General features: G+C 47.0%; 24 protein-coding genes. 17 read left to right on the top strand and 7 right to left on the bottom strand.

Features of this window, described 5'->3' with window-relative positions; all coding sequences use genetic code 11:
* The first annotated feature begins 202 nt into the window (after nucleotides 1-202).
* The 10 genes from AC3WU2_RS21775 to AC3WU2_RS21730 all read left to right on the top strand — a co-directional run bounded on the left by AC3WU2_RS21775 (nucleotide 203) and on the right by AC3WU2_RS21730 (nucleotide 9,175).
* Nucleotides 203-679: a 3D domain-containing protein gene (locus AC3WU2_RS21775; RefSeq protein WP_492457231.1), complete on the top strand. Its 477-nt coding sequence runs from the start codon at nucleotides 203-205 to the stop codon at nucleotides 677-679.
* Between the two features lie 22 nt (nucleotides 680-701).
* Complete coding sequence (locus AC3WU2_RS21770) at nucleotides 702-959, top strand: hypothetical protein (protein ID WP_492457120.1); 258 nt, start codon at nucleotides 702-704, stop codon at nucleotides 957-959.
* A 191-nt stretch (nucleotides 960-1,150) separates the two neighbouring features.
* On the top strand, nucleotides 1,151-2,026 hold the full coding sequence (liaF, locus tag AC3WU2_RS21765; protein WP_492457119.1) for a cell wall-active antibiotics response protein LiaF: 876 nt from the start codon (nucleotides 1,151-1,153) through the stop codon (nucleotides 2,024-2,026).
* A 3-nt stretch (nucleotides 2,027-2,029) separates the two neighbouring features.
* Nucleotides 2,030-3,073, top strand: coding sequence for a sensor histidine kinase (locus tag AC3WU2_RS21760; RefSeq protein WP_492457118.1), 1,044 nt, complete (start codon nucleotides 2,030-2,032; stop codon nucleotides 3,071-3,073).
* A complete protein-coding gene (locus AC3WU2_RS21755) occupies nucleotides 3,060-3,713 on the top strand; it encodes a response regulator (protein WP_492457117.1) in 654 nt (217 codons plus the stop codon). The genes AC3WU2_RS21760 and AC3WU2_RS21755 overlap by 14 nt, the downstream gene beginning before the upstream one ends.
* A gap of 115 nt (nucleotides 3,714-3,828) precedes the next feature.
* Nucleotides 3,829-5,436, top strand: a complete 1,608-nt coding sequence (locus AC3WU2_RS21750) for a S1C family serine protease (RefSeq protein ID WP_492457116.1) — start codon at nucleotides 3,829-3,831, stop codon at nucleotides 5,434-5,436.
* Between the two features lie 73 nt (nucleotides 5,437-5,509).
* Nucleotides 5,510-6,205: a response regulator transcription factor gene (locus tag AC3WU2_RS21745; protein ID WP_026263832.1), complete on the top strand. Its 696-nt coding sequence runs from the start codon at nucleotides 5,510-5,512 to the stop codon at nucleotides 6,203-6,205.
* Nucleotides 6,205-7,656 carry a sensor histidine kinase gene (locus AC3WU2_RS21740; protein ID WP_314585592.1) on the top strand — a complete coding sequence of 484 codons (1,452 nt, stop codon included), beginning with the start codon at nucleotides 6,205-6,207 and terminating at the stop codon, nucleotides 7,654-7,656. The genes AC3WU2_RS21745 and AC3WU2_RS21740 overlap by 1 nt, the downstream gene beginning before the upstream one ends.
* Nucleotides 7,657-7,715: 59 nt before the next feature.
* Nucleotides 7,716-8,663 (top strand): 4-hydroxy-3-methylbut-2-enyl diphosphate reductase, encoded by a 948-nt coding sequence (locus tag AC3WU2_RS21735; RefSeq protein WP_492457115.1) that lies wholly within the window; start codon nucleotides 7,716-7,718, stop codon nucleotides 8,661-8,663.
* A gap of 11 nt (nucleotides 8,664-8,674) precedes the next feature.
* A complete protein-coding gene (locus AC3WU2_RS21730) occupies nucleotides 8,675-9,175 on the top strand; it encodes a DUF2062 domain-containing protein (protein WP_018756172.1) in 501 nt (166 codons plus the stop codon).
* A 44-nt stretch (nucleotides 9,176-9,219) separates the two neighbouring features.
* On the opposite strand, the gene AC3WU2_RS21725 is transcribed toward AC3WU2_RS21730, so the two are convergent.
* Together AC3WU2_RS21725 and AC3WU2_RS21720 are read right to left on the bottom strand one after the other, a co-directional pair.
* On the bottom strand, nucleotides 9,220-10,428 hold the full coding sequence (locus AC3WU2_RS21725) for an MFS transporter (protein ID WP_492457114.1): 1,209 nt from the start codon (nucleotides 10,426-10,428) through the stop codon (nucleotides 9,220-9,222).
* A gap of 69 nt (nucleotides 10,429-10,497) precedes the next feature.
* A complete protein-coding gene (locus tag AC3WU2_RS21720) occupies nucleotides 10,498-10,779 on the bottom strand; it encodes an ArsR/SmtB family transcription factor (RefSeq protein ID WP_379350397.1) in 282 nt (93 codons plus the stop codon).
* A gap of 265 nt (nucleotides 10,780-11,044) precedes the next feature.
* Between AC3WU2_RS21720 and aroF the strand changes: the two genes are divergently transcribed.
* From aroF to serC, 3 genes are all read left to right on the top strand, one after another.
* Nucleotides 11,045-12,109 carry a 3-deoxy-7-phosphoheptulonate synthase gene (gene aroF, locus AC3WU2_RS21715; protein ID WP_492457113.1) on the top strand — a complete coding sequence of 355 codons (1,065 nt, stop codon included), beginning with the start codon at nucleotides 11,045-11,047 and terminating at the stop codon, nucleotides 12,107-12,109.
* Between the two features lie 249 nt (nucleotides 12,110-12,358).
* Entirely contained in the window at nucleotides 12,359-13,783 is a 1,425-nt protein-coding gene (gene glnA, locus AC3WU2_RS21710) for a type I glutamate--ammonia ligase (protein WP_492457112.1), read from the top strand.
* A 264-nt stretch (nucleotides 13,784-14,047) separates the two neighbouring features.
* On the top strand, nucleotides 14,048-15,136 hold the full coding sequence (serC, locus tag AC3WU2_RS21705; RefSeq protein WP_492457111.1) for a 3-phosphoserine/phosphohydroxythreonine transaminase: 1,089 nt from the start codon (nucleotides 14,048-14,050) through the stop codon (nucleotides 15,134-15,136).
* A gap of 93 nt (nucleotides 15,137-15,229) precedes the next feature.
* On the opposite strand, the gene rsgA is transcribed toward serC, so the two are convergent.
* On the bottom strand, nucleotides 15,230-16,300 hold the full coding sequence (gene rsgA, locus AC3WU2_RS21700) for a ribosome small subunit-dependent GTPase A (RefSeq protein ID WP_492457110.1): 1,071 nt from the start codon (nucleotides 16,298-16,300) through the stop codon (nucleotides 15,230-15,232).
* 289 nt (nucleotides 16,301-16,589) lie between these two features.
* Nucleotides 16,590-17,306, bottom strand: a complete 717-nt coding sequence (locus AC3WU2_RS21695; RefSeq protein ID WP_018756165.1) for a response regulator — start codon at nucleotides 17,304-17,306, stop codon at nucleotides 16,590-16,592.
* Nucleotides 17,307-17,507: 201 nt separating this feature from the next.
* Between AC3WU2_RS21695 and trmL the strand changes: the two genes are divergently transcribed.
* Both trmL and AC3WU2_RS21685 read left to right on the top strand, forming a co-directional pair.
* The gene (gene trmL / locus AC3WU2_RS21690) at nucleotides 17,508-17,972 is read left to right on the top strand and encodes a tRNA (uridine(34)/cytosine(34)/5-carboxymethylaminomethyluridine(34)-2'-O)-methyltransferase TrmL (protein ID WP_018756164.1); all 465 of its coding nucleotides are present in this window, start codon (nucleotides 17,508-17,510) and stop codon (nucleotides 17,970-17,972) included.
* A gap of 116 nt (nucleotides 17,973-18,088) precedes the next feature.
* A complete protein-coding gene (locus AC3WU2_RS21685) occupies nucleotides 18,089-18,343 on the top strand; it encodes an AbrB/MazE/SpoVT family DNA-binding domain-containing protein (RefSeq protein WP_018756163.1) in 255 nt (84 codons plus the stop codon).
* 293 nt (nucleotides 18,344-18,636) lie between these two features.
* Here the strand turns inward: AC3WU2_RS21685 and AC3WU2_RS21680 are convergent, their stop codons facing one another.
* Together AC3WU2_RS21680 and AC3WU2_RS21675 are read right to left on the bottom strand one after the other, a co-directional pair.
* Complete coding sequence (locus AC3WU2_RS21680) at nucleotides 18,637-19,704, bottom strand: phosphodiester glycosidase family protein (RefSeq protein ID WP_492457109.1); 1,068 nt, start codon at nucleotides 19,702-19,704, stop codon at nucleotides 18,637-18,639.
* Nucleotides 19,701-20,114 carry a hypothetical protein gene (locus AC3WU2_RS21675; RefSeq protein ID WP_492457108.1) on the bottom strand — a complete coding sequence of 138 codons (414 nt, stop codon included), beginning with the start codon at nucleotides 20,112-20,114 and terminating at the stop codon, nucleotides 19,701-19,703. The genes AC3WU2_RS21680 and AC3WU2_RS21675 overlap by 4 nt, the downstream gene beginning before the upstream one ends.
* Before the next feature lie 236 nt (nucleotides 20,115-20,350).
* Here AC3WU2_RS21675 and AC3WU2_RS21670 point away from each other — a divergent pair, with 236 nt between their 5' ends.
* Nucleotides 20,351-21,589, top strand: coding sequence for an aminotransferase-like domain-containing protein (locus AC3WU2_RS21670; RefSeq protein ID WP_492457107.1), 1,239 nt, complete (start codon nucleotides 20,351-20,353; stop codon nucleotides 21,587-21,589).
* Nucleotides 21,590-21,667: 78 nt separating this feature from the next.
* Here AC3WU2_RS21670 and AC3WU2_RS21665 read toward each other — a convergent pair whose 3' ends face one another.
* Entirely contained in the window at nucleotides 21,668-22,417 is a 750-nt protein-coding gene (locus AC3WU2_RS21665) for a DUF2161 domain-containing phosphodiesterase (protein ID WP_492457106.1), read from the bottom strand.
* Nucleotides 22,418-22,632: 215 nt separating this feature from the next.
* Here AC3WU2_RS21665 and AC3WU2_RS21660 point away from each other — a divergent pair, with 215 nt between their 5' ends.
* Complete coding sequence (locus tag AC3WU2_RS21660; RefSeq protein ID WP_314585573.1) at nucleotides 22,633-24,528, top strand: PrkA family serine protein kinase; 1,896 nt, start codon at nucleotides 22,633-22,635, stop codon at nucleotides 24,526-24,528.
* Nucleotides 24,529-24,856: the final 328 nt, after the last annotated feature.

Genomic DNA, 24,856 nt, shown 5'->3' with positions numbered 1-24,856 from the left:
TGAATGGAGAACACACCTTCGTCGGCCTAAGCTGCGTAGGTGTGTTCTTTTTTTGGGGATATCGATGCATAAAATGTTGGACCTCTGGAAAGCCTTTCGGGATAAGGGGGAGATATCCATTATGCTTCGAGGCATACGCAGAACATGGCCCAAATATGGTTGGATGATTGTGATTGTATTCGCAATGAGTTTGTTGTTCCCAATGTCATCATTTCAGGCGCTAGCGCAGGAGAAACCTACTAAAGAAGTCATTGCGCCAGAACCTAAAGATATTCTAGAAACACTTAGCGTGGTCGCAACAGGCTATACAGCTGGAGTTGAATCGACAGGCAAACGACCTGGCCATCCGCAATACGGAATTACGTATTCCGGCGTGAAGGTCAGACGCGATAAGCATAAAATATCAACGATTGCCGCAGACCCACGCGTGCTGCCGATCGGAACGGTGTTGTTCATTCCAGGTTATGGCTATGGCATTGTCGCGGATACTGGATCAGCAATAAAAGGCAACAAAATCGACCTGTATTATAAAACCACAAAACAAGTCTACAAAGAGTGGGGTAAAAAAACCTTAAAGGTCCACGTCATTAAGCGTGGTGAGGGCAAGGTTACCGAGAAGTTGATCCATGAAATGAATGAGGCGGTTATTGTGCATAAGATCCCGAAGGAAGTCGCATAATACTTCTTGGAGGTGAGCAATCATGGCTAAGAACAACAACCGCAACAATATGAGTGGCAACCAAAAGTTCGATGCAGAATTCGCGAGTGAAACAGCTGGCGTAGCGAACAATGCTAGCTCCGCACGCGCTGCTAACGCAGCTGCACGCGCGAACAAAGCTAATTTCGATACGGAATTCGCAAGCGAAGCAGCAAACGATTCTAGCGCAGCAGCTGCTAATGCAGCAGCTCGTGCGAATCGTCAATCTTCTCAAGCAAATGCGGATGAAGACGACCTATAAGACGGATGGATCCAAAGAGGACGCATAAGCGTCCTCTTTTTCTATTTGATGCCTGATTTTAACTTTTTGTGGAAGCGGACTCCGTCTCGAGACTGATATGAATTTCAACCCGCCGACGCTGTTCATTGCGATCGACATCCTGTACACTAAGATTAAATTGAAGAAGAAGATCGTTAGTGGAGGCGTTGTTTATGCATTCAGGATTTGGGTCTCGATTGTTCGGAGGGCTTATCCTTGTCGGAATCGGTGTCGTGTTCTTATTGAATCAAATGGGTTATGTTCACGTGGATATTGGTTATGTGATCCGAACGTATTGGCCTGTAATTCTGATTTTGGCAGGATTGAAGAATGTAGTTTCGTACAAAAACCATGAATATGGGCGTTCGATTTCGTTCGGGAATGTTATCTTGATCGTCATCGGTGGATTCTTCCTCGCACGTAATTTGGATGTTCTACACCTATCAACTGGGGAATTTTTCCGTTATTTGGTGCCACTTATGCTTATTCTGATTGGTCTGTACGTTATTCTCAAACCGCGGCGTTCGTATAAGAAACATGACCCGCATTTTCATATCCCACCAGAGCCGTATGGGATGACTCCGCCACCGCCACCTCCTCCAGGGACTCCAGGGACTGAAGCACCGAAATCAACCTGGAAGGATGATTACGAATTTGGTTGGAAAGAGAGTACTGTCAATAAATCCGGGTTTATCGGGGATATCCATATGGGGTCAGATTTCTGGGAATTGAAACCGATGAATATCTCGCATTTCATTGGAGATACCGTGCTTGATTTGACGAAAGCACACATTCCATATGGGGAGACGAAAATTAATATCTCCTCCTTTATCGGTGACGTGAAGGTTTATGTTCCGAATGATATTGAGGTTGGTGTTGCAGTCTCTTGCAGTGCATTAGCTGGCGATGTAAAGCTGCTGGATCATTTCGAGAGCGGGTTCATGAAGAATATCCGTCAAGAAACACCGTACTACAATGAAGCAAGTAAAAAAGTACGCATCATCGTCAGCACATTTATCGGTGATGTAAAAGTGAATAAAGTAGGTTAAAGCATGATGACGCGCATATTGCAGAATTCAAAATGGGGATTATTGATTTACTTCGCACTCTCCAGTGCATTTAGCATCGTCGCTGTGCTGCTCGGTATCTTTCGATATCAGGGGCTGTTAACGGATTTTCGATTATGGGTAGGGTATCTGTTGCTTATCATTATCGTATGCACGATCGTCGGTTATGCCGTAGCACAGCGGATGCAGCGTCGTATTGATGCCATTCATGACAGCATGCTTCAAGTCTCAAGGGGGAATTTATCCGTTCGAATTCGGCGGACAGAGGACCCCTCTTTTGCACGTCTGTACTATGAATTCAATACGATGGTAGATAGCGTTGAGAAGAAGATGAAATTGCTGCAGAAATTAGGGGAGCAGCAAGTGGTGCAGCTGGAGATGACGACAGAGTCTGCCGTAGCTGAAGAGCGGAAGCGGTTGGCTCGTGACCTACATGATTCGGTTAGTCAACAATTATTCGCCATTCATATGTCAGCTTCATCCCTCCCGAAGGTGATGGAAGTGGATATGGAACGTGCGAAGCTTGTCATGGATCAGTTAATCCAAATGTCTTATCTGGCGCAGAAGCAGATGCGAGGACTCATCGCGCAGTTAAGGCCTATTGAATTGGAAGGAAAATCACTGGCGGAAGCGCTGGATGCATGGTTTCCTGACTATTGCCGACATAATGGGCTGCAAGGGACCAAAGAGCTGGACCTGCATGAACCAATCTCGGAGGCGAAGGAACATCAGATGTTCTTGATTATCCAAGAAGCAGTAGCAAATATTGTGAAGCACGCCTCGGCACAGCGAGTCACCCTGAAGCTGACAGAACGGGAGAGTCAATATATTCTATCTATCAATGACGACGGCCGCGGATTTAATAAGCAGATGTTGAAGCCTGGATCATACGGGCTGCATACGATGCAAGAACGTGCAGAGAAGCTGGGCGGACAGGTGGATATTATGAGTACACCAGGTGTTGGGACGACCATTCGTGTATACATGCCGAGATTCGAAGAGGAGACGAAGATCGATGGAACAGATTAAAGTATTGATCGTTGACGATCATGAAATGGTACGTATGGGATTACGCACGTATTTGATGATTGAGCCGAAGTTCAACGTCATTGGGGAAGCTAGCAATGGGCTCGAAGCGATTGCAGCATTGAAGCAAGGATTTGCTGAAGGCATGCCTGATGTTATATTAATGGATCTGATGATGCCAGAAATGAATGGCGTTGAAGCGACGCGAGAGATTATGCGTGAATTTCCTGCGATGAAGATCATTATCCTTACAAGCTTTCTAGAAGATCGGCAAGTGGTAGAGGCAGTAGAAGCGGGCGCGGTCAGTTACGTTCTCAAGACAGTCTCTGCCGATGAATTGATCTATGCGCTGCAAGGCGCATTCCGTGGCATGCCTGTCATGACCGGAGATGTCTCCCAAGCCTTAACCCGAGGGATTCGACAGCGTACTACACAAGGAGAATCGGATGGTCTCACCGAGCGAGAGAAGGAAGTGCTCCTGCTAATTGCTGAGGGCAAGACGAACAAAGATATCTCCGAAGAGCTGCATATCAGCATTAAAACGGTGAAATCTCATGTGAGCAATTTACTGATGAAATGCGAAATGGATGACCGGACGCAGCTTGCTATATATGCGCATCGTAAAGGGTGGGTAAGCGCCTAAAAGGCTATCGCCTAGGTTTTATTTTCGTTTAAATTGTTTTTAAGGTTGGTTTAAGGTTCATCGTTCATGATAATGACTATACAGAGCAGCTAATATAGTAATGGAGGTCATTCGAATGAGTGAAGAAAATAAACGCAATGATAATGAACAATTATTCGAAGAGCATAACAATAATGAGCCTAACGAAAATCAAGACAAGCAAGAGCAGTCATCTTCGTATTACTATTCTTATGGACCTTTCAAATCGGTACCAAACGATGTAACGGGAAATGATTCCACAACGGTCGGCAGTGGAACGGCTTCTGAAGTAGAAGTAACACCTCCAGATCCGATCAAAGCGGCGCCGACGCGTTCCTACTATACTTCGCAAGGGATGGAATTGAAGGCAGGCAACGTGGATTTCGCGAACTACAGTAACGGCGGAAGCGGAAATGGTACCGTCGGTGGGAACTGGCAAGTGAATCAAGCCCGTCCGAAATCATCGTTCAAGACGGTGTTCATCTCCTTCTTAGCAGGGATGCTCGTCATTAGTTCCTTAATGTTCGTATCTGACCGGTATAACTTATTCACAGGAAGTACGAACGCTTCTGAAGGTGCAGGCTCATCCGGTGGGAATGCCGTAACGACAAGCGCGAATGTGAATACACCGCAGCTCGATCGCCCAGGAGATATTACAAGCATTGTGAAGAATGCAAGTCCTGCGGTTGTGAAAATCGAGACGTATGTGAAGCAAAGTAAACGACAAAGCAGTTCCAATCCATTTATGGATGATCCGTTCTTCCGTCAATTCTTCGGTGATGGCAGCGGCGGGTCCAATCAACAACGTCAGAACAGCAACAGTGACCAGTTAATTGAGAATGGGTTAGGTTCAGGGTTTATTTTCGATAAATCCGGCTACATCTTAACGAACCAACACGTTGTTGCAGGAGCTGATCAAGTCAAGGTCGTCTTGGAAGGGCATGATAAGCCGTATGTTGCAACAGTACTCGGCTCGAGCTTTGACTTAGACCTCGCCGTTCTCAAAATTGAAGGAACGGACTTCCCGACGATTAACATCGGTAACTCGGATCAAACCCAATCCGGTGACTGGCTTGTGGCGATTGGTAACCCGAACGGCTTCGACCATACGGTTACGGCTGGGGTGTTAAGTGCGAAAGAGCGCTCCATTAGCATTCCGGATCAAGAAGCAGGCAAGACGCGTGAATACAAACATTTGATTCAAACCGATGCGTCGATCAACCCAGGTAACTCTGGTGGTCCATTGCTCAATATGAACGGTGAAGTGATCGGGATGAACGTGGCGGTAAGCGCAGACTCCCAAGGGATCGGGTTTGCTATTCCAGCGAAGACCATTCTGGAGAACTTGTCGAACCTAAAAGCGAATAAGGAAATTCCACAAGTGCCTGTGCCGTTCATTGGTGCAACGCTTGCGACGATGACGGATGATATTGCGAAGCAGTTGAATACGGACAAAGTCGAAGGATCGATTGTTACGCAAGTATACTACCGTACACCAGCTTATGATGCTGACCTTCGTGCGTACGACATTATAACAGGGATCGACGGAACGAAATATGCGACGAATGACGTGTTGATCGAAGCGATCCAGAAGAAGAAAGTCGGCGATGAAGTGACGTTCAATATCGTTCGGAATGGGAAAGCGATGGATCTAAAAGTCAAAATCGGTGACAAAAATAAATACAACGCAAATGGAAACCAATAATAAAGGTTAGGGAGGAAGCGGAAGGAGGGATACCTTCTTGCTTCCTTTTCGCATGAGACAGGGGGATGAAGCGATGAGGCAGAGGATATTGATTGTAGATGACGATGAGAAGATTATTTCGATGCTGCGGCGCGGGCTTGCTTTTGAAGGGTATGAAGTAATGACCGCATCGAATGGGGAGCAAGGACTGAATAAGATGATGGAATCCGATCCGGATATTGTCATTCTTGATGTCATGATGCCGAAGGTGGATGGTTGGGAAGTATGTCGGCGTATCCGTGAAGCGGGCAGCTCCGTGCCGGTGCTGATGTTAACGGCGAAGGATGATATCAAGGATCGTGTGAAAGGGCTCGATAATGGAGCGGATGATTATCTGGTCAAGCCGTTCGCGCTTGAAGAATTGCTTGCGCGTGTTCGTGCCTTACTGCGTCGCAAATCGAGTGAGACCGAAGTGGAATCCGTATCCAGACAGGTTGCTTATGAAGATCTAGTGCTGGATTTAGACATGCGACAAGTGATTCGTGATGGGCATACAATAGAGTTGACGACAAAGGAATTCGAGTTGCTCCATCTATTCATGTTGAATCCGAAGCGGGTATTGACGCGGGACATGATCATGGAGAAAATCTGGGGGTATGATTTTAGCGGGGAATCAAATGTACTGGAAGTGTATGTAGCGATGCTGCGGCAGAAGACCGAAGAGTTCGGAGGTAAACGGATCATTCTGACGGTGCGTGGCGCAGGCTACGTGCTGCGAGGTGATTCGTAATGTCGATTCGGCTTCGGCTTACAGCATGGTATGCATCAATTCTAGCCGTTACGTTCCTTCTTGTTGGACTTGCGATTTATTGGTTCGCAGATCAGAGCATTTATGGCGGGATGCGGGACCGGATTAACAAGCAGGTTGATGTGATGCGAATTACAGCAGATTATAATTTTTTGGATGGTATTGATTTGAATGTTGGCGGTAGGGGTTTTGAGGAGGAAATGTACGCCCAATTCGTAAACTATGTGAATGGTACGATTAAAGTGACGCCCAATTTAGGGGGGATACAGTTCCCATATCCTAAGTCAACCGATCAAATAAAACCTGGATTCAAGCACATTACCGTCGAAGGTCTTCCGTTCTATGTGTATGAAGGCCCGATCAAGATTAAGAATAGCAATAAATCCATCGGCGTCGCAACGATTGGTGTCTATACGGGGAAAGAAGTCTTGTTCTTCACTCAGCTTAAAAATATTCTTACGCTCGTGTCCATTACGATGGTCCTTATCGCGTCCTCAATCGGACTCTTCCTTGCTCGGAAATCACTGCGCCCTATCGAAAACGTGATTCGTGCAGCGAATCAAATCCAGCGGGGGTCGGATCTTAGTGTCCGGATTAAGCGGACAGGCCCGAACGATGAGATTGGACAATTGACGGATACGGTCAATGAGATGATCTCTCGGATGGAAATCTTCTACCGTGAGCTAGATGAATCCTATCGGGCGCAACGCAGATTCGTCTCGGATGCCTCACATGAATTGCGGACACCTCTCACGACGATTCGCGGAAATGTGGACTTGCTTGAGAAGATGTGGGGACCGACGGGGGAATTAGAGAAGAAGCACATCGACGAGGCGATGAAGAAGGAGATGTCGCTCGAAGCATTGCAGGATATCGCAGGCGAATCCAGACGTATGTCGCGCCTTGTGAACGACTTGCTGGCGCTTGCTCGCGCAGATGCGGGCGTCATCATGGAGAAAGAACCGATTCATTTGCGGCCGCTCGTGGATGAAGTGATTCGACGAGCACAGTTTCTGCCGCGGACAGCCGAATGGATCACGGGGGATCTGTCGGTACTGGACGCAATTGGTGTGAACGGGCATAAGGAATATTTACAGCAGATGCTGTTTGTTTTCATCGAGAATGCATTCAAATATACGCCAGAAGGGTCAGTTACGATCGATGCCATCCGCCATGATGAGCAAGTAGGAATCCGAATCAAGGATACAGGTATTGGGATGGATCGCGAGCAGGTACCGTATATTTTTGACCGCTTCTATCGAGCGGATGAATCACGTGGAATTATCGCAGGGACGGGGCTTGGCCTATCGATTGCCAAATGGATTATTGATGAGCATTACGGTTCTGTCGAAGTGGTCACAGCAGTAGAGAAAGGATCGACCTTTATCATTTGGCTTCCTATTGTTAGCAGCTTTCATCCTACCCTTGAATAGAGTATAATAATTCTGATATACAACGTTTGGGTAGTATGTAGATAGAAAGCAGGTGCAACATGGAGGTCGTCAAAATTTCGCCTCGTGGGTATTGTTACGGGGTTGTCGACGCGATGGTACTCGCGACACAGACAGCGAAGAATCTGGATTTACCGCGCCCTATATATATATTAGGTATGATCGTACACAATCGTCATGTGACTGATGCTTTTGAGAAGGACGGCATCATTACACTCGATGGGGAGAACCGTCTAGAGATCCTAAGCAAGGTAGATAAAGGGACGGTTATCTTCACGGCACATGGCGTTTCGCCAGAAGTCCGCCGTATTGCACGGGAGAAGGGGCTTACGACAGTCGATGCGACTTGCCCGGATGTGACGAAGACGCATGATTTAATTCGTGAGAAAGTCGCTGATGGATATGAAGTGATCTATATCGGCAAGAAAGGGCACCCGGAACCAGAAGGAGCCATCGGCGTCGCGCCGGAGCATGTTCATCTGATCGAAAGAGAAGAAGAGATTGATCAGCTTGAACTGCCTACGGATCGTATTATTATTACGAATCAGACGACGATGAGCCAATGGGATATTAAGCATATTATGAATCGCTTGATTGAGAAATTCCCTCGTGCAGAAATTCATAACGAGATTTGCTTGGCTACGCAGGTTCGACAGCAAGCTGTTGCAGAACAAGCTGGTGAGACGGATTTGGTGATTGTCGTGGGTGATCCGCGAAGCAACAATTCGAATCGTCTTGCGCAAGTATCTGAAGAGATTGCGGGTGTCACAGCTTATCGTATTGCGGATATTACAGAGCTCAATCGAGAATGGTTAGCAGGGGTTCGAAAAGTAGGTGTCACCTCGGGCGCATCAACACCGACACCGATTACAAAAGAAGTGATCGCATACTTGGAACAGTATGATGCTGATAACGAATCGACTTGGCCAATCATCCGAACGGTGAAGATGGATAAACTATTGCCAACCGTTCGCGATAAGTCCAGCTAAGGAATTTGACCATGTCCAACCGGAAATATTCCTGGTTCAAAGGTATCGGGAGATGGATGAAGTATAAATACTTGCTGCTGATCCGCGCTCGAGGCGGTGGAGCAAAAGTAGCAAAGGGATTCTCGATTGGTCTTGCCATTGAGATGTTCACGTTACCCACGATGGGGCTAGCTTTTTTCTTGATTTTCCCCCTCGTGTATATTCTACGAGCAAGCTTTGCAAGTGCGTTAATCGGATTTGTCTTCGGTAAGATCATCTATATTCCGATGTCCTTCCTGAATGGCATGGTTGGGGGGATGATGCTGCCGAAGCGTGTTCATATTCATATTCCTTACGTGCCGGAATGGATCAATCGGTTCATGATGTATAATTTGAAACTAATTGTCGGTGGTATTGTAGATGGGATTATACTCGGACTGATTATGTACTTTCCTGTGAAGTGGATGATTGATTACGTAGGACATAAGCGAAAAGAAAAACGAAAAACACGCAGGCTGCATATTCACGGATAACGTGAATTGCAGCCTTTTTTTGCATGCTTGGTGGCGTAACGATATCAATTCGCTGCGGTACGTTGCGGCTCTTCAAGCTGAATCCGAGATCGAGCGCGTGCTCGGGACCAAGATAGCCCTAGCGATACAGCAGCTGTTCCAGCTGCAACCGCAACACCTGCAGCACCAATCCAGCTAATGGATGCCAGCGAGATTTGCTCGATGGCAAAGCCGCCAATCCCTGCGCCAGCTGCCATCGCTAGCTGGAGAATCGAGGTGTTCAAGCTAAGCATGATGCCAGAAGCTTCGGGCGCAAGTGAAATGAGATAATATTGCTGTGTAGGTCCAGATGACCAAGCGGAGAACGCCCATAACATGAGCAGCGGGAATACGATAACAGCCGAGTGAGCCGAAATGGATAGGCTTAGGAGAACGACAGCATGAACCAACATGCCACTGATCAATGTTCGAGCAACACCCCATTTGTCGGTGCTAAAGCCTCCGAACTTCGAGCCAATGAGACTGGCGATGCCAAATGCGAATAATCCAATACTGACGCCTTGTTCATTCATCCCGGTGATTTGGAGAAGGAATGGCGAAATGTACGTATAGACGATCGAGTAGCCAAGGATCCAGAAGAAGGTGATGGATAAGGCAATCGCAATTCGCGGTTGTCGAAGGAGCGCAAGCTGCTTGCGAAGGGGAACGGGTTCTTCGACGCCGGCCGTTGACGGAATGACGTAGATGATCAAGAAGATGGCTAGGATGCCGAGGATACCAATGCCTCCGAAGATCAGCTTCCAGTCATACGAGGAAGCGATAACTCTTCCTAAGGGAACACCAATGATTAGGGAGGTGCTGAAACCCATCACAAGGGTGGCAATGGCACTTCCTTGTCGTTCTGCTGGGGCAAGCTTGGAAGCAACCGTTAATGAAGTGACGACGAATACGCCGGTACTGAGCGCAGAGATGATGCGAGAGGTAATTAGGAATCCGAATCCAGGGATGATGGCGGCGATCGCATTTCCGATCACGAATATGCTAAGGGAATAGATTAGTAGTTGTTTCCTTCCCACGCGCCCTGTAAGCGCCATGAGGATGGGGGTCCCAAAGGCAAACGCCAGTGAGAATACCGTAATTAATTGACCGGCTGCAGCAACGGAGATTCCTGTATCCGCAGCCACCTTGTCTAGAATCCCCGCAATAATATTCTCTGATGTACCCACCAGAAAACTAACGATAGCTAATATATAAATTTTCCAAGCATTGGACATGATTGTTTTGCTCCTCTCTCCACTTATATTTCGTTATTTCTAAAAATATAGAAATAATAACAAAAAAATTTATACGAGCAAAAACGGTGCGTACTTCTGTGCGACTTCGCGATTCACACGATAGAAGATATAGGTTCCGTCTTTACGAAGTTCCAATAGGCCGCAATCGGTCAATAGCTTCAGATGATGCGACAGGGTTGAGCCTGCAACAGATTCGAGCTTATCCTTAATATCGGAGCAGCACAAATTTTGCTCTTCTGTAAGCAGCATGGCGATTTTGAGCCGGGTAGGTTCCCCGAGTGCTTTGTATACTTTGACAGCTTGTCGTGCGTCTGCGTTGTCTTCGAACATGGTTTTATCACCTTCGCTGTGTGTTGTCATTATTTCTATATCTATCGAAATTAAGGTACCATAACTTTCCGTGGAAGTAAATATGTTATTTTCTGAAAAAGCGCTTGCATCGTTTTTTTATTTAGATGGTCTTGACGGGCATCAAAATAGGTCGTATAATCGCTTTAATGAATAAAAGCTTAAAAGCGTATAAGCGTTGAAGCATAATAGTGAAATGGTGACAATGGAACGACAATAGATAACGACAAATTAAGGAGTGTTGAACATGATTGCTATTACATCCAATAAAACTTCGGAAGCCCGTGTGAATGAAATCGTTAAAGTGATAGAGCAAGCAGGGGCACAGGCCCATATCTCTCGTGGCGTAGATCGTACGGTGATTGGGATTGTCGGTCAATTCGAGCCGAAGCTCGCAGAACATCTTCGTCAAATGAAAGATGTAGAGAATGTCATCAAAATCTCGAAGTCTTACAAACTCGCAAGCCGCGACTTCCATCCAGATGATACGATCATTGAGATTAAAGGCGTGAAGATCGGTGGGGACAATCTGACGATTATGGGCGGTCCATGTGCGGTTGAATCGCCTGAACAGATTGATGAGATTGCTAGACTTGTTAAATTAGCAGGCGGTCAAGTTCTACGCGGCGGCGCATTCAAGCCAAGAACAGGTCCTTACAGCTTCCAAGGCATTGGTGTCGAAGGTCTAGTCATGATGGCGGAAGCAGGGAAGAAGCATGGATTATTGACGATTACAGAAGTCATGACGCCTGAGACAGTAGATATCTGTGCAGAGTATGCGGATATTCTTCAAGTTGGAACACGCAATATGCAGAACTTCGATTTATTGCGCAAGCTTGGGGAATGCAATACGCCTGTCCTGCTTAAACGCGGCTTCAGTTCTACGTATGATGAGTTCCTGAATGCGGCGGAATACATTCTTGCAGGCGGCAATCCGAATGTAATGCTCTGTGAGCGCGGCATTCGTACATTCGAGACATACACACGGAATACGCTCGATCTGACGGCGATTCCTGTTCTTCAGCAATTGAGCCACTTACCAGTGATCTCTGACCCGAGCCACGGCACAGGTCGTCGGGAGTTGGTTGAGACGATGTCGAAGGCTTCTGTTGCGGCAGGCGCGAACGGATTGATTATTGAAATGCATACCGATCCAGATAATTCGATGACAGGTGATGGCGTACAATCGCTCTTCCCGGATCAATTCGCGAACCTATTGAAAGATCTGGAGAAGTTAGGCGCATTAATGGGTAAAAACTTCGACACGGAGAAAGCTCCGGCGGAAGCGTTCGAGACGTGGAAGGTTGTCTAATAGATTGATAATAAAACGAGACCATTGCGATGATGCAGTGGTCTTTTTTGGCATCATAACAGGGCATTTGCACTTTATAACGAATGATTTGTACTATGTCACATTACCTCACATAAACCATAAAAAATACCTGACATGAGTATTGACGATGGTTCAACACAGGAATATAATAACTTCAACAAAGAAAAGAAAAGTTGAACATTCACAAGTGGGAACCCGATTAATGTTCGGGAATGGGAGGAATTTAGGATGTCAGTTCAAAGCGTATTAGACCTAATTAAGCAAAACAATATTGAGTGGGTAGATTTCCGTTTCGTGGACCTTGGCGGTCGCGCACATCACATCTCGTTGCCGGCTTCTGAAGTAGAAGCAGAGACATTTGTGAACGGCGTTGCTTTTGACGGTTCATCGATCCCAGGTTTCCGCGGCATTGAAGAATCGGATATGGTCATGATGCCAGATCCTGAATCCGTATATATTGATCCATTTACAGCACATCCAACATTGATCGTGATGTGTGACATTCATACACCGGACGGCGTTCGTTATGAACGTGACCCGCGCAGCATCGCGCAAAAGGCAGAGCAATTCATGCAAACGACAGGTGTGGGTACGGCGGCATTCTTCGCACCAGAGTCTGAGTTCTTCATCTTCGACGACGTTCGTTATGAGAACTCCATGAACAGCTCGTCCTTCTACGTGGATTCCGAGGAAGCTTCTTGGAACACGAACCGTAAAGAAGACGGGGGCAACCTTGGCTTCAAAGTGCGTACGAAAGGTGGCTATGTACCAGTAGCTCCAGTCGATACACAACAGGATATCCGCAGTGAAATGTGTCGTCTTATGGCTGAAGCCGGACTTCGCATTGAGCGTCACCATCATGAAGTTGCGACAGCAGGTCAAGCAGAGATCAACTTCCGCTTCGACACATTGACGAAGACAGCGGATAACTTGATGAAATACAAATACATTATTCATAACACGGCAAAGCAATACGGTAAAGTGGCGACATTCATGCCAAAACCATTGTTCGGCGATAACGGCAGCGGTATGCACGTTCACCAATCGATCTTCAACGGTGACACACCTTTGTTCTATGAAAAGGGCGGCTACGCGAACTTGAGCGAAATGGCGCTTCACTACATCGGCGGTATTTTGCATCATGCACCAGCATTGATCGCATTAACGAACCCAAGTACGAACTCGTTCAAACGCTTAGTGCCGGGCTATGAAGCGCCTGTGAACTTGGTATACTCCAAAGGTAATCGTTCTGCAGCGATTCGTATTCCAGTTGCGGCTGTAACGCCAAAAGGATGCCGTATCGAGTTCCGTACACCGGACTCCACAGCAAACCCTTACCTTGCATTCGCTGCAATGCTGATGGCAGGTCTTGACGGTATCAAACGTAAGATTGATCCTTCTGTCCTTGGTTATGGACCATTCGATAAGAACATCTACGAATTGTCTGATGTAGAGAAGAAAGAAATTCGCAGCGTACCAGGTACATTAGACGATGCGCTAAATGCACTGGAAGCAGACTACGAATTCTTGACTGAAGGCGGCGTCTTCACGAAGGACTTCATTGAGAACTACATCGAGCTTAAGCGTGGCGAAGCGAAATCGGTGAATATCCGTATTCATCCGCAAGAGTACAGCCTATACTTCGATTGCTAATATAGAACGCAGTTCCTGCTTCGATCCAATTTCGGATCGGGCAGGAATTTTTTGCTGTTGCCATAACAATTCCACTTGATGGAACCCTGTATTACTGCTATCATAACCGTAACTATTTTATTGTGAAATCAAACATCAAGCTTCTCCAAGACGATCGACCGCGGTTCATTGTAGGTTTTATCGCCCAATAGAAAATGTCTTCGATTGCCGACGGCAGCTTTCTATTGTGGTAAATAAATATAGATAGGGTAGGGAGAGATGATCATGAGCAAGAGAGCTTATAACTTCAATGCAGGACCCGCAGCAATTCCGTTAGCCGTGCTAGAGCGCGCGCAGCAAGAATTCGTAGATTTCCAGGGATCAGGTATGTCCATTATGGAAATGTCCCACCGTGGTGCGATTTATGAAGGTGTTCATAATGAGACCGAGCAGTTACTGAAGAAATTGCTAAATGTTCCTGCTGGTTATAAGGTGCTGTTCCTACAGGGCGGAGCGAGCACGCAGTTCGCAATGATTCCAATGAATTTAATGCGCGAAGGACAAGTTGCAAGCTATGTCATGACAGGCAGCTGGGCGGACAAAGCGATTAAAGAAGCAAAATTGATCGGTGAGACGCATATTGCAGCTTCTTCCGAAGCGGATAAATTCATGCGGATTCCAGCGCTGGACGAGATCGAAATCCCTGCTCATGCAGCTTACTTACACGTTACATCCAATGAGACCATTGAAGGGACACAATTCGCGTCCTACCCGGATACAGGCAATGTACCCCTTATCGGTGATATGTCGAGTGATATTCTCTGTCGCCCGGTCGATGTGTCGAAATTCGGCATGATCTACGCTGGAGCACAGAAGAATTTAGGACCTTCAGGTGTTACCGTCGTGATTGCTCGTGAAGATCTTATCTCTGAATCGCCGAAGACGATTCCGACGATGCTTCGTTACGATACACATTTCAAGAATAACTCGCTCTACAATACACCGCCTTCATTCTCGATCTATATGGTGAATCAAACCTTGAAATGGCTTGAAGAGCAAGGCGGACTAGCTGCGGTTGAACGTAATAATCGCGAGAAAGCGAACCTCATCTATAACACGATTGATAACAGCGGTGGATTCTATATTGGTTGTGCACAGGAAAGCAGTCGTTCGATCATGAACCTTACATTCCGTCTGCAATCGGAAGAGCTAGAGAAGAAGTTCATTAAGGAATCGGAAGCAGTAGGCTTCGTTGGATTGAAGGGTCATCGCAGTGTAGGTGGCTTGCGTGCTTCGGCGTACAATGCGGTACCGCAAGAGACGTGCCAGGCACTTGCAACCTTCATGGCTGACTTCCAGCAGAAGAATGGCTAACGAATCTCTCGAATAGAAATATTAAAGGGCCGTCCCCATGTCATCTTGATGACGTTGGGACGGCCCTTATTGTTGGTTAACCGTGTCATAGCCTTACCGTGACTTATGGCTGCTACGCATGGATTTCGTTATCTGCTTCCATTTCAGTTTTTCTTGCTGACGCAGCTTTGCATCTTCCTTGCGAGCGAGATAAGCGAGTTCAGCCTTCATTTTGTTATAGTTGTCATACCTGCCTTGCTCGAGCGATCCATTCTCAAGCGCCATTCTTACCGCACAGCGCGGTTCCTCTTGGTGCTGACAGTCTGAATAGAAGCATTGCTCTGCAAGGGATTCAACGTCCTGGAAGGAGCTTGAGAAGCCTTCATCGGCATCCCATAATTGAAGCTCGCGCATTCCTGGTGTATCAATCATGAGCGCACCATCAGGGAGAATGAACAGTTCACGATGTGTCGTCGTATGACGGCCACGGTCATCCCCTTCACGCACCCCTTGTACCTTCTGACTCTCCGTACCGAGCATCTGATTAATAATCGAAGACTTGCCAACACCTGATGATCCGAGTAGGGCAATCGTCATTCCTTCTGCTAGATAAGGCTCGAGCTCGTTAAAGCCCGTTTCCGAGACAGTACTCACAATATGAACAGGAACGCCGATCGCAACAGATTCTAGCTCCGCTGCTTTTGCTTCAGGATCATCGCACAAATCGGCTTTGCTCAGAATAATGACCGGATTAGCACCGCTCTCCCATGCCATGATGAGATAACGTTCGACTCTCCGCACATTGAAGTCATTGTTGAGCGCGACGACGAGAAAGACTGTATTGATGTTGGTTGCCACGATCTGCTCGTCTGTTGTAGAACCTGCGACCTTACGAGAGAATTTACTGAATCGTGGCAGCACCGCATGAATCGTTGCACGGCCGTCTTCGGGACGAGCCGAGATCGCTACCCAGTCGCCAACCGCAGGGTAATCGCCGCGGCCTAGTGCACCATACCGGTATTTTCCAGAGACTTCGCCGATTAGTTCACCATGTTCTGTATATAACGTATATAGATGGGTATGCTCAAGCGCCACGCGTGCAGCTTGATACCCTAAGCTTGCGAATGATTCAAATGCCGTCTGAATCGACGGATTAAAGCCTAATTGTTGTAATTGAAATGTCAAAATGGATTCCTCCTAATGGTCTTGGGTTTGAAAATCAAAATCCAAGCCACAGTGAATCCTTAATCTTAATCGTCTACCGAATGGAGTCCATGAATGGAATTAAGGAGCACTGTGACCTCGCGACAAGTTATCAGTTCCGGCAATTAACGTATTTTTTACCATATTTACCACTCCTTTTCTCATTACGGATAGAACATCCTTGTTGTTTTCCTTATTCAGGGTGAACAAGAACATTATAGGAGTTGGTGTGGCAAAAAGCAATGGGAACTTGCGCGAGGTCACAAAAGAGCTAAGCGAGCTCCTCTTTGAACACGGGTTCATTTAATTTATATCCGACATTGCGAACGGTCATAATATATTGCGGGCTCCGAGCATTTTTCTCGATTTTTTCACGTAAATGGCTAACATGCACATCAACAATACGTGTATCGCCAAGGAAATGATAGTCCCATACGCCATGCAGAAGCTGTTGTCGGCTGAGCACTTTGCCGCGATGTCTGCAGAGGAATAGGAGAAGCTCGAATTCCTTCGGTGTTAACTCGACGGTATCGCCGTCTAAGATCACCTCGCGCTGTTCTGCATGCACATTGAGCCGTCCAATCGCATAGATCGTCTCTTCCTTCATGGAAGGCAGGGCTTGAACTCTGCGCAGAATTGCTTGAATGCGAGAGATTAACTCTTGTGGACTGAAAGGCTTCGTCATATAATCATCGGCGCCATGGTTAAGGCCTGTGATTTTATTCGCTATATCTTGGATCGCGGTGAGCATAATAATAGGGACGAGATTGTTCTCACGACGAAGTGATCGGCATACCTCATATCCGTCCATCTTTGGGAGCATGACATCGAGTACAATTAAATCAGGGCGAAATTGTTGGATGACGTCGAATACCGCTTCTCCATCAAATACACACATTACTTCGAATCCAGCCAATTTTAAATTAAAGTCAATTAACGTAGAAATGGAAGGTTCATCATCAACGACTAGAATTTTTTTCTTCATCATACGCGGTAGCTCCTCTCCAGATGGTTCCTGGTTGTTCCTCTGTGCTCATTATGAGGGAGGTTCGTCATGTGAAGATTAATCTAACGTAAAAACCATGTTAAATATTTCATAATAATGGGTTGAATGATCTATGAATTGGATTCATCGTAAATTTTGACACCATAGTGTATAATGAATAAGAATTGTGAGGTGAATGAACGGATGCCATTACATATCGTCTTAGTGGAGCCTGAAATCCCTGCGAACACGGGTAATATTGCTCGGACTTGCGCAGCGACAGGTACCCATTTACATTTGGTACGCCCGCTAGGGTTCCGTACCGACGATGCTACATTGAAGCGTGCTGGATTGGATTATTGGTATGCGGTACATATCGAATATCATGATTCGTTTGCGGAAGTGCAAGCGAAATATCCTGAAGGAAGATTCTTCTATGCTACGACCAAGGCAAGCCATCGGTATACGGATTTTACGTTCCAGGATAATGATTTCTTCGTATTCGGCAAAGAAACCAAAGGGCTGCCTGAATCACTCATTCATGCAAATCCCGATACATGTATGAAGATGCCGATGACAGACAAAGTACGCTCCTTGAACTTAGGGAATTCTGCGGCGATTATCGTCTATGAAGCACTGCGTCAACTTGATTTCGAACCAATTGGATAACAAATTCATAAATTCTGATTTTTTTTTGCAGGATTTTGCGGGTTTATAAGCGAAGTGTAGAAGGGCAGAGTTTTCTAAGGTTTAAATAGACTGATAGAGAAAGGTGGCCGCTACTTATGAAACCTGCCGGTGTAGTCAGAAAAGTTGACCAACTGGGACGTATTGTCTTGCCGAAGTCGCTTCGAAAACGTTATCAAATGAATGAGGGGGACCCTGTTGAAATTCTTGTTCAAGGGGATCACATTATTTTAGAACGTTATCGCCCGAAATGCTTGTTCTGTGGGTCTATGGTAAGCGTTATCGAATTTAAAGAAAAGTACATATGCATGCAATGTGCCGAGGAAATGAACCTCTTGCAACGGAAAGCTTAATTTTTTTCATGTTGGGGGTAGAAAAAAGCTTCCTGATCCATAATCATGGATCTAGGAAGCTTTTTTGCGTGTCGGGACACGTAATATATGTATTACAGCCCTTTGGTTTTATCTTCGTTGTACGAAGAAGTGAGAATTGCCGTAATGAATAGCACAAACACTAACATAACAATCCAGAAAGTCAGTGACATTATGCACACCTCCAATAGCTAAAACCTATTATACCCAATATATACCTAAATGAAAATCATTAAAATGTGAACATTTCCATGGCTAAGATTCACAAATCGTTCTTATTTAAAGAATAGGAAATGGGTTGGTACCGGACGCAATTGACCGTCGGAAGGGTTGTTGACGATCCTGCCATTGAAGATCAAGGATGAAGATCCTCCGCCATCCAAATTAAAGGCATCGGTGATACCTAGGTTAGCAAGCTTGTTCTGCAATTCCTCCAGCGTAGCGCCGGAGTTGCCCCGTTCATTATATCCATCGATGACCATAATCAGCAGCTGATCGTCCTTATAATTGCCGATAACGGTTCGAGGAGCGCGCCGAGGGGCCTTCCATTTATCCGGGATCGGATTTTTGACCCCATTCTTGAGCAACAGGGGCACGAAGGTCGCACCGAACTCCGGATCGAGCTGATCCAGCTGGTTCTTGGACGAGAATTTCCCACCGATAAGCTTACCTTGCTTATTCAACCCGACGAAGCTGAGGTCTTTATAGCTTGGCTCAAATCCGCCATTTACATACTTGCCGTTCATCATCGTTGTGCTGAGTGGGTACCGGCTTCCGCCGCCGTCCGCGAACCCGCCTGCGTTGATACCTGCTGCAGCCCCATATCTTCGAACAGCTCCGAGTGTCGTTTCAGATTTCCCGACCTTATCTTGGCCGAGGACCATCTTCATGGCTTTCGGATCTTTGAGTTTGATTTTGAGGGCGTAACCGTTGTATGTATCCTGATTGATACGGAAGAGCTCCATCGTGATGTTGTTGCTGTCAATCCGTTCCTTTGGACTGCCAAGTCGCTTCGTAATCCGTGTATTGTAGATCTTCTCTGGTCGTGCAGCTTGGGTGACAGATTGCTTCACAATCGAATTCATGGTCGACGTTGTCTTCTGATAGATGGTAGCCACTTTGCGGATCGAAGTAATTGTGAACTGCGCGGTCTTACCTGCTTGATCCAATTGTTCGCCTAATAGATTCGTAGCCTTCATTAATTCCGTCTGTGGCGGTAAGGACTCTGCTTCATACTTAATGGACACAGGATGAGCAGCGAAAAGCATAAATAGGAGCATGCCGATGAATGGCGCGCTTGCCAGCATGAACACGCGATTCATCCGCTGTATGGGCGTTCTCATTTCAGGAGATCCATCTTCTTCTGAAGTGCATCCAGCTTCTGCTTCACTTCATTTAATTGCGAATATAATTTGTTGCTGTTGTCTGTCTTGTTGCTGGCGTTATCCTTCGTGAATGTGAGCAGCTCGTTGAACGTATCGACCTTGCTCTTCAATGTCTCTATTTCTTTTTGCATGGTTTTTAACTGCGCTGCATAGTCGGATTTGATTTCTGCAAGCTGTTGATTAGTGGACGACTGTAGCTCTGTGATCATGGTTTGCTTCATATGGTTGCTATATAAATAGGTTGCGTATACACCAATTCCAATCATAACGATCCAAAAAACAAGGAACCACTTTGCTGATGCGCCCCCCTTCTTCACCCTACGCTTCACCTCGGAAGATTCGACATTTGGCTCCAAAGAAGAATTCATTTCTATCACCTCTAAAAATATGACTTGCAAGTTTAAAAGATGGTTGGCTGAACAACCTTAAGTCTTGCACCTGTGTATTCTACCATGGATTTACCAGTATCGCAAAAAACGACTAGATTCTGTCGAATTCTGTTAAATCTATGAATTTTTATCGTAGATGCGTACAAGGGATTGCGGAAAAAAATGTTAAGGCGTATGATCTTGTGTAAAGTGTATTGGGAGAGGAGCAATCGTCCATGAATTACCGATTTATTCCGAGTGTACAAGAGGTTAAGGCGTCTGCGGTTCGCGAAATCTTGAAATTTACGCAAGGGAAGTCGATCATTTCCTTGGCAGGAGGTCTGCCGAATGAGGCATTGTTCCCGATGGAAGCGGTGCGAAGTGCGGCAAATCGGGTCTTGTCAGGCAATCAACGCGCGCTGCAATATGGCGTAACCGAAGGATTGCCACAGCTGCGCGAGAAGTTATGTGAGCGCATGGCGTCGCGGAAGAACATGCATGTGAGTCCGGATGAAATGATCCTGACGACAGGATCGCAGCAAGCGATTGATCTGCTCGTGCGGGTCTATCTGGAGCCGAATGATATTGTGCTCGTTGAGAATCCGACTTATCTAGCTTGTCTACAGGTGCTTCAGTTCCGTGGGGTTAAGATTATCCCTGTACAGAGTGATGCGGACGGAATGGATCTAGCTGATCTCGCGAACAAAATCAAACAATATTCGCCGAAAATGGTCTATGTCGTACCAACCTTCTCTAATCCGACAGGCAATGTCTGGAGTCTAGAGCGTCGTCTGGGACTGCTCGAGTTATGCCGTGCGAACGACGTTCTCATTCTCGAAGACGATCCGTATGGCGAATTGCGGTTTCGTACAGATGGCGGACAGGCTCAGGGCACAGCGAACGGTGAAGATCCATATCCAACGATTTTCTCACTGGATCAACAAACGGACGAACGGATCGTCGTCTATACCAGTACGTTCAGTAAGACAGTAGCCCCTGCACTGCGTACAGGTTGGGCAATGGGGGATCGGCGCGTGATTCAGACGATGACGCGGGTGAAGCAGGCGGCGGATATTCATTCGAGTATGCTCGATCAGCAGATTCTCTATGAATTGCTCGTCGCACCTGACTTCAATCTGGATGAACATATCACAGTGATTCGTCAAGAATATGAGGAGCGGATGCTGCTCATGAAGGGTCTGCTCGAGGGTCCGGACTGGCAGGAGACGAACTGGATTACGCCGAAGGGCGGTATGTTCTTCTGGGTTGAGCTGCCCTCAGGACTTGATGCAGATGCGCTGCTCAAGGTTTCGGTACCGAAGGGCGTTGCCTTCGTTCCGGGTAACGATTTCTATGCTGCAGAGCCGAAGCGGAATCGGATGCGGCTTAACTTCACGCATTCGTCGCGTGAGCAGATTGAGACAGCAATGAAGATTCTTGCTGAATCGATTGGCGAGTTCGTCGCGCGGAGTTAATAGAGAATGTGGAAGAAGCCCTCAACAGGCACGGATTGACGATCTGTTGGGGGCTTTTGTTGTCGAATTGGCCTGCTGCTAGACGTCCTTTTGTGCTGCTGCAGCTTCTTGTAAGACGCGGGCATATTCTTCGAGCGCTGCGTGACCTGCAGGCGTCAGCTGATAAATTCCACGCGAGGCGCGATCGAACCAGCCATAGTAATTGTGCTGGAGCATAGTGGCTGTGGTGCTGTATCCGCACAGCTCGCGTAGTGCACGTGGGCTGAGCTGCCCATGCTCACGAAGGCATTGCGCGAGGTGAAGCGCCTTCTCGCGATATGCGGTGACAAGCTTCCGCTTCGTACTGCCACCTACATTGTAATCCCCGCTTCGCTCCTTGAATTCCTGGAGCAAGCGGTTCTTGCGCCGGCCGCTCACGCGTGCCGGTTTGTTCACTGGTGTTGCCATATAGTTGGTCGCTGTCGTGGTCTCGCACAAGACCTCAACGACAGGTTTCTTCGTTTTATAGAATGTGACGGTAAGGAGACCGAGTCCCAACCGTTTACATAATCGCGTAAGCTCACCCCAACGCTGATTCACCGCACCTTTTTTACTGCGATTTCGTTCGACGGCTAAGTAGACCTGCTCACTGGATTGCATCCGATCGACCCCTTGCAGCAGCAGTGCGAGGTTGAAGGTTTTCTTAAATTCGACAATGACGATGTCCTGCTCATCTGGGCTGACCGCGACTAGGTCGCAATGGCGGACTTCCCCTTTTACCGTATAACCGCGTGCCTCATAGAAACGCTTGATCGGCTCATATAGCTCGGTCTCGTGCTGGATCGCCATGATTCTTCTCCCCTTGTCCCCATAAATCTCACATCATTCCAATTTTCGTAACAGAACTAGCCCTCATTATATAGGATCGAACTGAAAATTTCGAGCAACTAATCCCATCTCCGCGCATAGTTATGTAATACACTTTTGAAATGGTTTATTGGCATTGTCACACTTCGGTCTGATAGGGGCACCAATAGAAAACAGAAGCGTAGGAGGTTAGAATCATGGACTTATTTAAGCGAATATCTGAACATCATGCGGAGAGTGAGCGAATAGCTTGGACTGGGACATTTCGAGAATATGTTGACTTACTGCGTCTAGATCCAACCCCGGCAATGACCGCTCATGCCCGGGTGTTCGAAATGATTAAGTCCCATGGTGTGGAAGAAAGTCACGGCAACAAACAATACAATTTTTTCAGGAAGGAGTTATTCGGCCTGGATCGGGCACTCGAGAAATTGGTGGAAGAGTATTTCCACTCGGCAGCGCGTAGGCTCGATGTTCGGAAAAGGATTCTCCTCTTGATGGGACCGGTCAGTGGTGGTAAATCGACACTTGTTACAATGCTCAAACGGGGGTTGGAGCAATTCTCTCGCATAGAGAAGGGGGCCGTGTATGCCATCAAGGGCTGTCCGATGCAGGAGGAACCTCTTCATCTGATTCCGCACGAGCTGCGTGCTGAAGTTGAGAAAGAGCTCGGCGTTCGGATCGAAGGCAACCTCTGCCCATCTTGTCAGATGCGTCTTCGCACCGAATATTATGGTGATATAGAGCGTGTTTTGGTTGAACGGGTCGCGATCTCCGAAGATCAACGTGTCGGTATTGGTACGTTCACGCCTTCAGATCCGAAGTCCCAAGATATTGCGGATCTTACAGGCAGTATCGATTTCTCGACGATTACGGAATATGGCTCGGAGTCCGATCCACGAGCTTATCGATTCGATGGCGAGTTGAATAAAGCAAACCGCGGCCTGATGGAGTTCCAGGAAATGTTGAAATGCGATGAGAAGTTTCTGTGGAACCTGTTGTCGCTGACGCAAGAAGGGAACTTCAAGGCAGGAAGATTCGCACTTATCTCCGCCGATGAGCTCATCATAGCGCACACGAATGAATCCGAGTATAAGGCGTTCATTGCGAACAAGAAGAATGAGGCGCTGCAATCCCGGATGATCGTGATGCCGATTCCGTATAATTTGAAGGTATCTGCTGAAGAGAAGATTTATGAGAAGCTGGTCGGACAGAGCGATATGAAGCATATCCATATTGCACCGCATGCGCTGCGGTCTGCTGCGATTTTCTCTATTCTCACGCGGCTGAAAGAGACGAAGAAGCAGGGCATGGATCTCGTCAAAAAAATGCGCATGTACGACGGGGAAGAGGTCGAAGGTTATAAGGAAGCGGACTTGAAAGAAATGCAAAGCGAGTATGCGGAAGAAGGCATGTCGGGTGTTGACCCGCGTTATGTCATTAACCGGATTTCGAGCGCACTCATTAAGCAGGACCTGCAATGTATCAATGCGTTGGATGTGCTGCGTGCGCTGAAGGATGGTCTGGATCAGCATGCTTCTATTACGAAGGATGAGCGCGAGAAATATTTGAACTTTATTGCCGTCGCACGCAAAGAATATGATAATCTGGCGAAAAAGGAAATTCAGAAGGCGTTCGTCTATTCCTTCGAAGAGTCGGCGAAGACGTTGTTCGAGAATTACCTCGATAATATTGAAGCGTTCTGCAATTGGACCAAAATCCGCGATCCGCTAACGGATGAGGAGATGGATCCGGACGAAAGATTGATGCGTTCGATTGAGGAGCAGATTGGTGTCTCGGAAAATGCGAAAAAAGCGTTCCGGGAAGAGATTCTGATTCGAATCTCGGCTTACTCTCGCAAAGGGCGTAAGTTTGAGTACAACAACCATGATCGGCTGCGGGAAGCGATTGAGAAGAAGCTGTTCGCGGATCTGAAAGATATCGTTAAGATTACGACATCCACGAAGACGCCGGATGAGAAGCAGCTGAAGCGAATTAACGAGGTATCCAAACGGTTGATGGATGAACATGGCTATTGCCCGGTCTGCGCGAACGAGTTATTGCGTTATGTGGGAAGCTTACTCAATCGGTAAGCCGATACTTAACGGTGGGATAAAGTACATCTAGCCATGTCTGCCCTGAGGGGTGGGCATGGCTTTTGTGATTAGGGCGGCGTTGGGGGCCATCGCAGGCGGAATAACTGCAGATAAGCAGTTAAATCGCCGAAAGAGCCGCTACCCGGCTGAAATAACTGCAAATATGCAGTTAAATCGCCCGAAGAGCCGCTGCTCAGCTGAAGTAACTGCAAATATGCAGTTAAATCGCCGAGAGAGTTGCTGCCCAGGGTCAAGTCCATATGTGTGTGTAAATTCCTCCATGAGATTGTCTAGATGAATTTCAAAAGTTAAGCAGCAGATTTAA

It is taken from the genome of Paenibacillus sp. EB106-05-06-XG162 (assembly GCF_058791655.1).
Note: the sequence above shows the minus strand (reverse complement) of the source record. Positions and strands in the feature narration are given on the sequence as shown.

Bases quoted from the DNA above. Each gene is read 5' to 3' on its own strand.
- aroF (WP_492457113.1), top strand. From the start codon at position 11,045: ATGATTGCTATTACATCCAATAAAACTTCGGAAGCCCGTGTGAATGAA.
- AC3WU2_RS21665 (WP_492457106.1), bottom strand. From the start codon at position 22,417: ATGGCGATCCAGCACGAGACCGAGCTATATGAGCCGATCAAGCGTTTC.
- AC3WU2_RS21755 (WP_492457117.1), top strand. From the start codon at position 3,060: ATGGAACAGATTAAAGTATTGATCGTTGACGATCATGAAATGGTACGT.
- AC3WU2_RS21750 (WP_492457116.1), top strand. From the start codon at position 3,829: ATGAGTGAAGAAAATAAACGCAATGATAATGAACAATTATTCGAAGAG.
- trmL (WP_018756164.1), top strand. From the start codon at position 17,508: ATGCCATTACATATCGTCTTAGTGGAGCCTGAAATCCCTGCGAACACG.
- serC (WP_492457111.1), top strand. From the start codon at position 14,048: ATGAGCAAGAGAGCTTATAACTTCAATGCAGGACCCGCAGCAATTCCG.
- AC3WU2_RS21720 (WP_379350397.1), bottom strand. From the start codon at position 10,779: ATGTTCGAAGACAACGCAGACGCACGACAAGCTGTCAAAGTATACAAA.
- AC3WU2_RS21760 (WP_492457118.1), top strand. From the start codon at position 2,030: ATGATGACGCGCATATTGCAGAATTCAAAATGGGGATTATTGATTTAC.
- AC3WU2_RS21695 (WP_018756165.1), bottom strand. From the start codon at position 17,306: ATGATGAAGAAAAAAATTCTAGTCGTTGATGATGAACCTTCCATTTCT.
- AC3WU2_RS21775 (WP_492457231.1), top strand. From the start codon at position 203: ATGTCATCATTTCAGGCGCTAGCGCAGGAGAAACCTACTAAAGAAGTC.
- AC3WU2_RS21740 (WP_314585592.1), top strand. From the start codon at position 6,205: ATGTCGATTCGGCTTCGGCTTACAGCATGGTATGCATCAATTCTAGCC.
- AC3WU2_RS21680 (WP_492457109.1), bottom strand. From the start codon at position 19,704: ATGAGAACGCCCATACAGCGGATGAATCGCGTGTTCATGCTGGCAAGC.
- AC3WU2_RS21745 (WP_026263832.1), top strand. From the start codon at position 5,510: ATGAGGCAGAGGATATTGATTGTAGATGACGATGAGAAGATTATTTCG.
- liaF (WP_492457119.1), top strand. From the start codon at position 1,151: ATGCATTCAGGATTTGGGTCTCGATTGTTCGGAGGGCTTATCCTTGTC.
- AC3WU2_RS21685 (WP_018756163.1), top strand. From the start codon at position 18,089: ATGAAACCTGCCGGTGTAGTCAGAAAAGTTGACCAACTGGGACGTATT.
- AC3WU2_RS21675 (WP_492457108.1), bottom strand. From the start codon at position 20,114: ATGAATTCTTCTTTGGAGCCAAATGTCGAATCTTCCGAGGTGAAGCGT.
- AC3WU2_RS21670 (WP_492457107.1), top strand. From the start codon at position 20,351: ATGAATTACCGATTTATTCCGAGTGTACAAGAGGTTAAGGCGTCTGCG.
- AC3WU2_RS21770 (WP_492457120.1), top strand. From the start codon at position 702: ATGGCTAAGAACAACAACCGCAACAATATGAGTGGCAACCAAAAGTTC.
- AC3WU2_RS21735 (WP_492457115.1), top strand. From the start codon at position 7,716: ATGGAGGTCGTCAAAATTTCGCCTCGTGGGTATTGTTACGGGGTTGTC.
- AC3WU2_RS21660 (WP_314585573.1), top strand. From the start codon at position 22,633: ATGGACTTATTTAAGCGAATATCTGAACATCATGCGGAGAGTGAGCGA.
- glnA (WP_492457112.1), top strand. From the start codon at position 12,359: ATGTCAGTTCAAAGCGTATTAGACCTAATTAAGCAAAACAATATTGAG.
- AC3WU2_RS21730 (WP_018756172.1), top strand. From the start codon at position 8,675: ATGTCCAACCGGAAATATTCCTGGTTCAAAGGTATCGGGAGATGGATG.
- AC3WU2_RS21725 (WP_492457114.1), bottom strand. From the start codon at position 10,428: ATGTCCAATGCTTGGAAAATTTATATATTAGCTATCGTTAGTTTTCTG.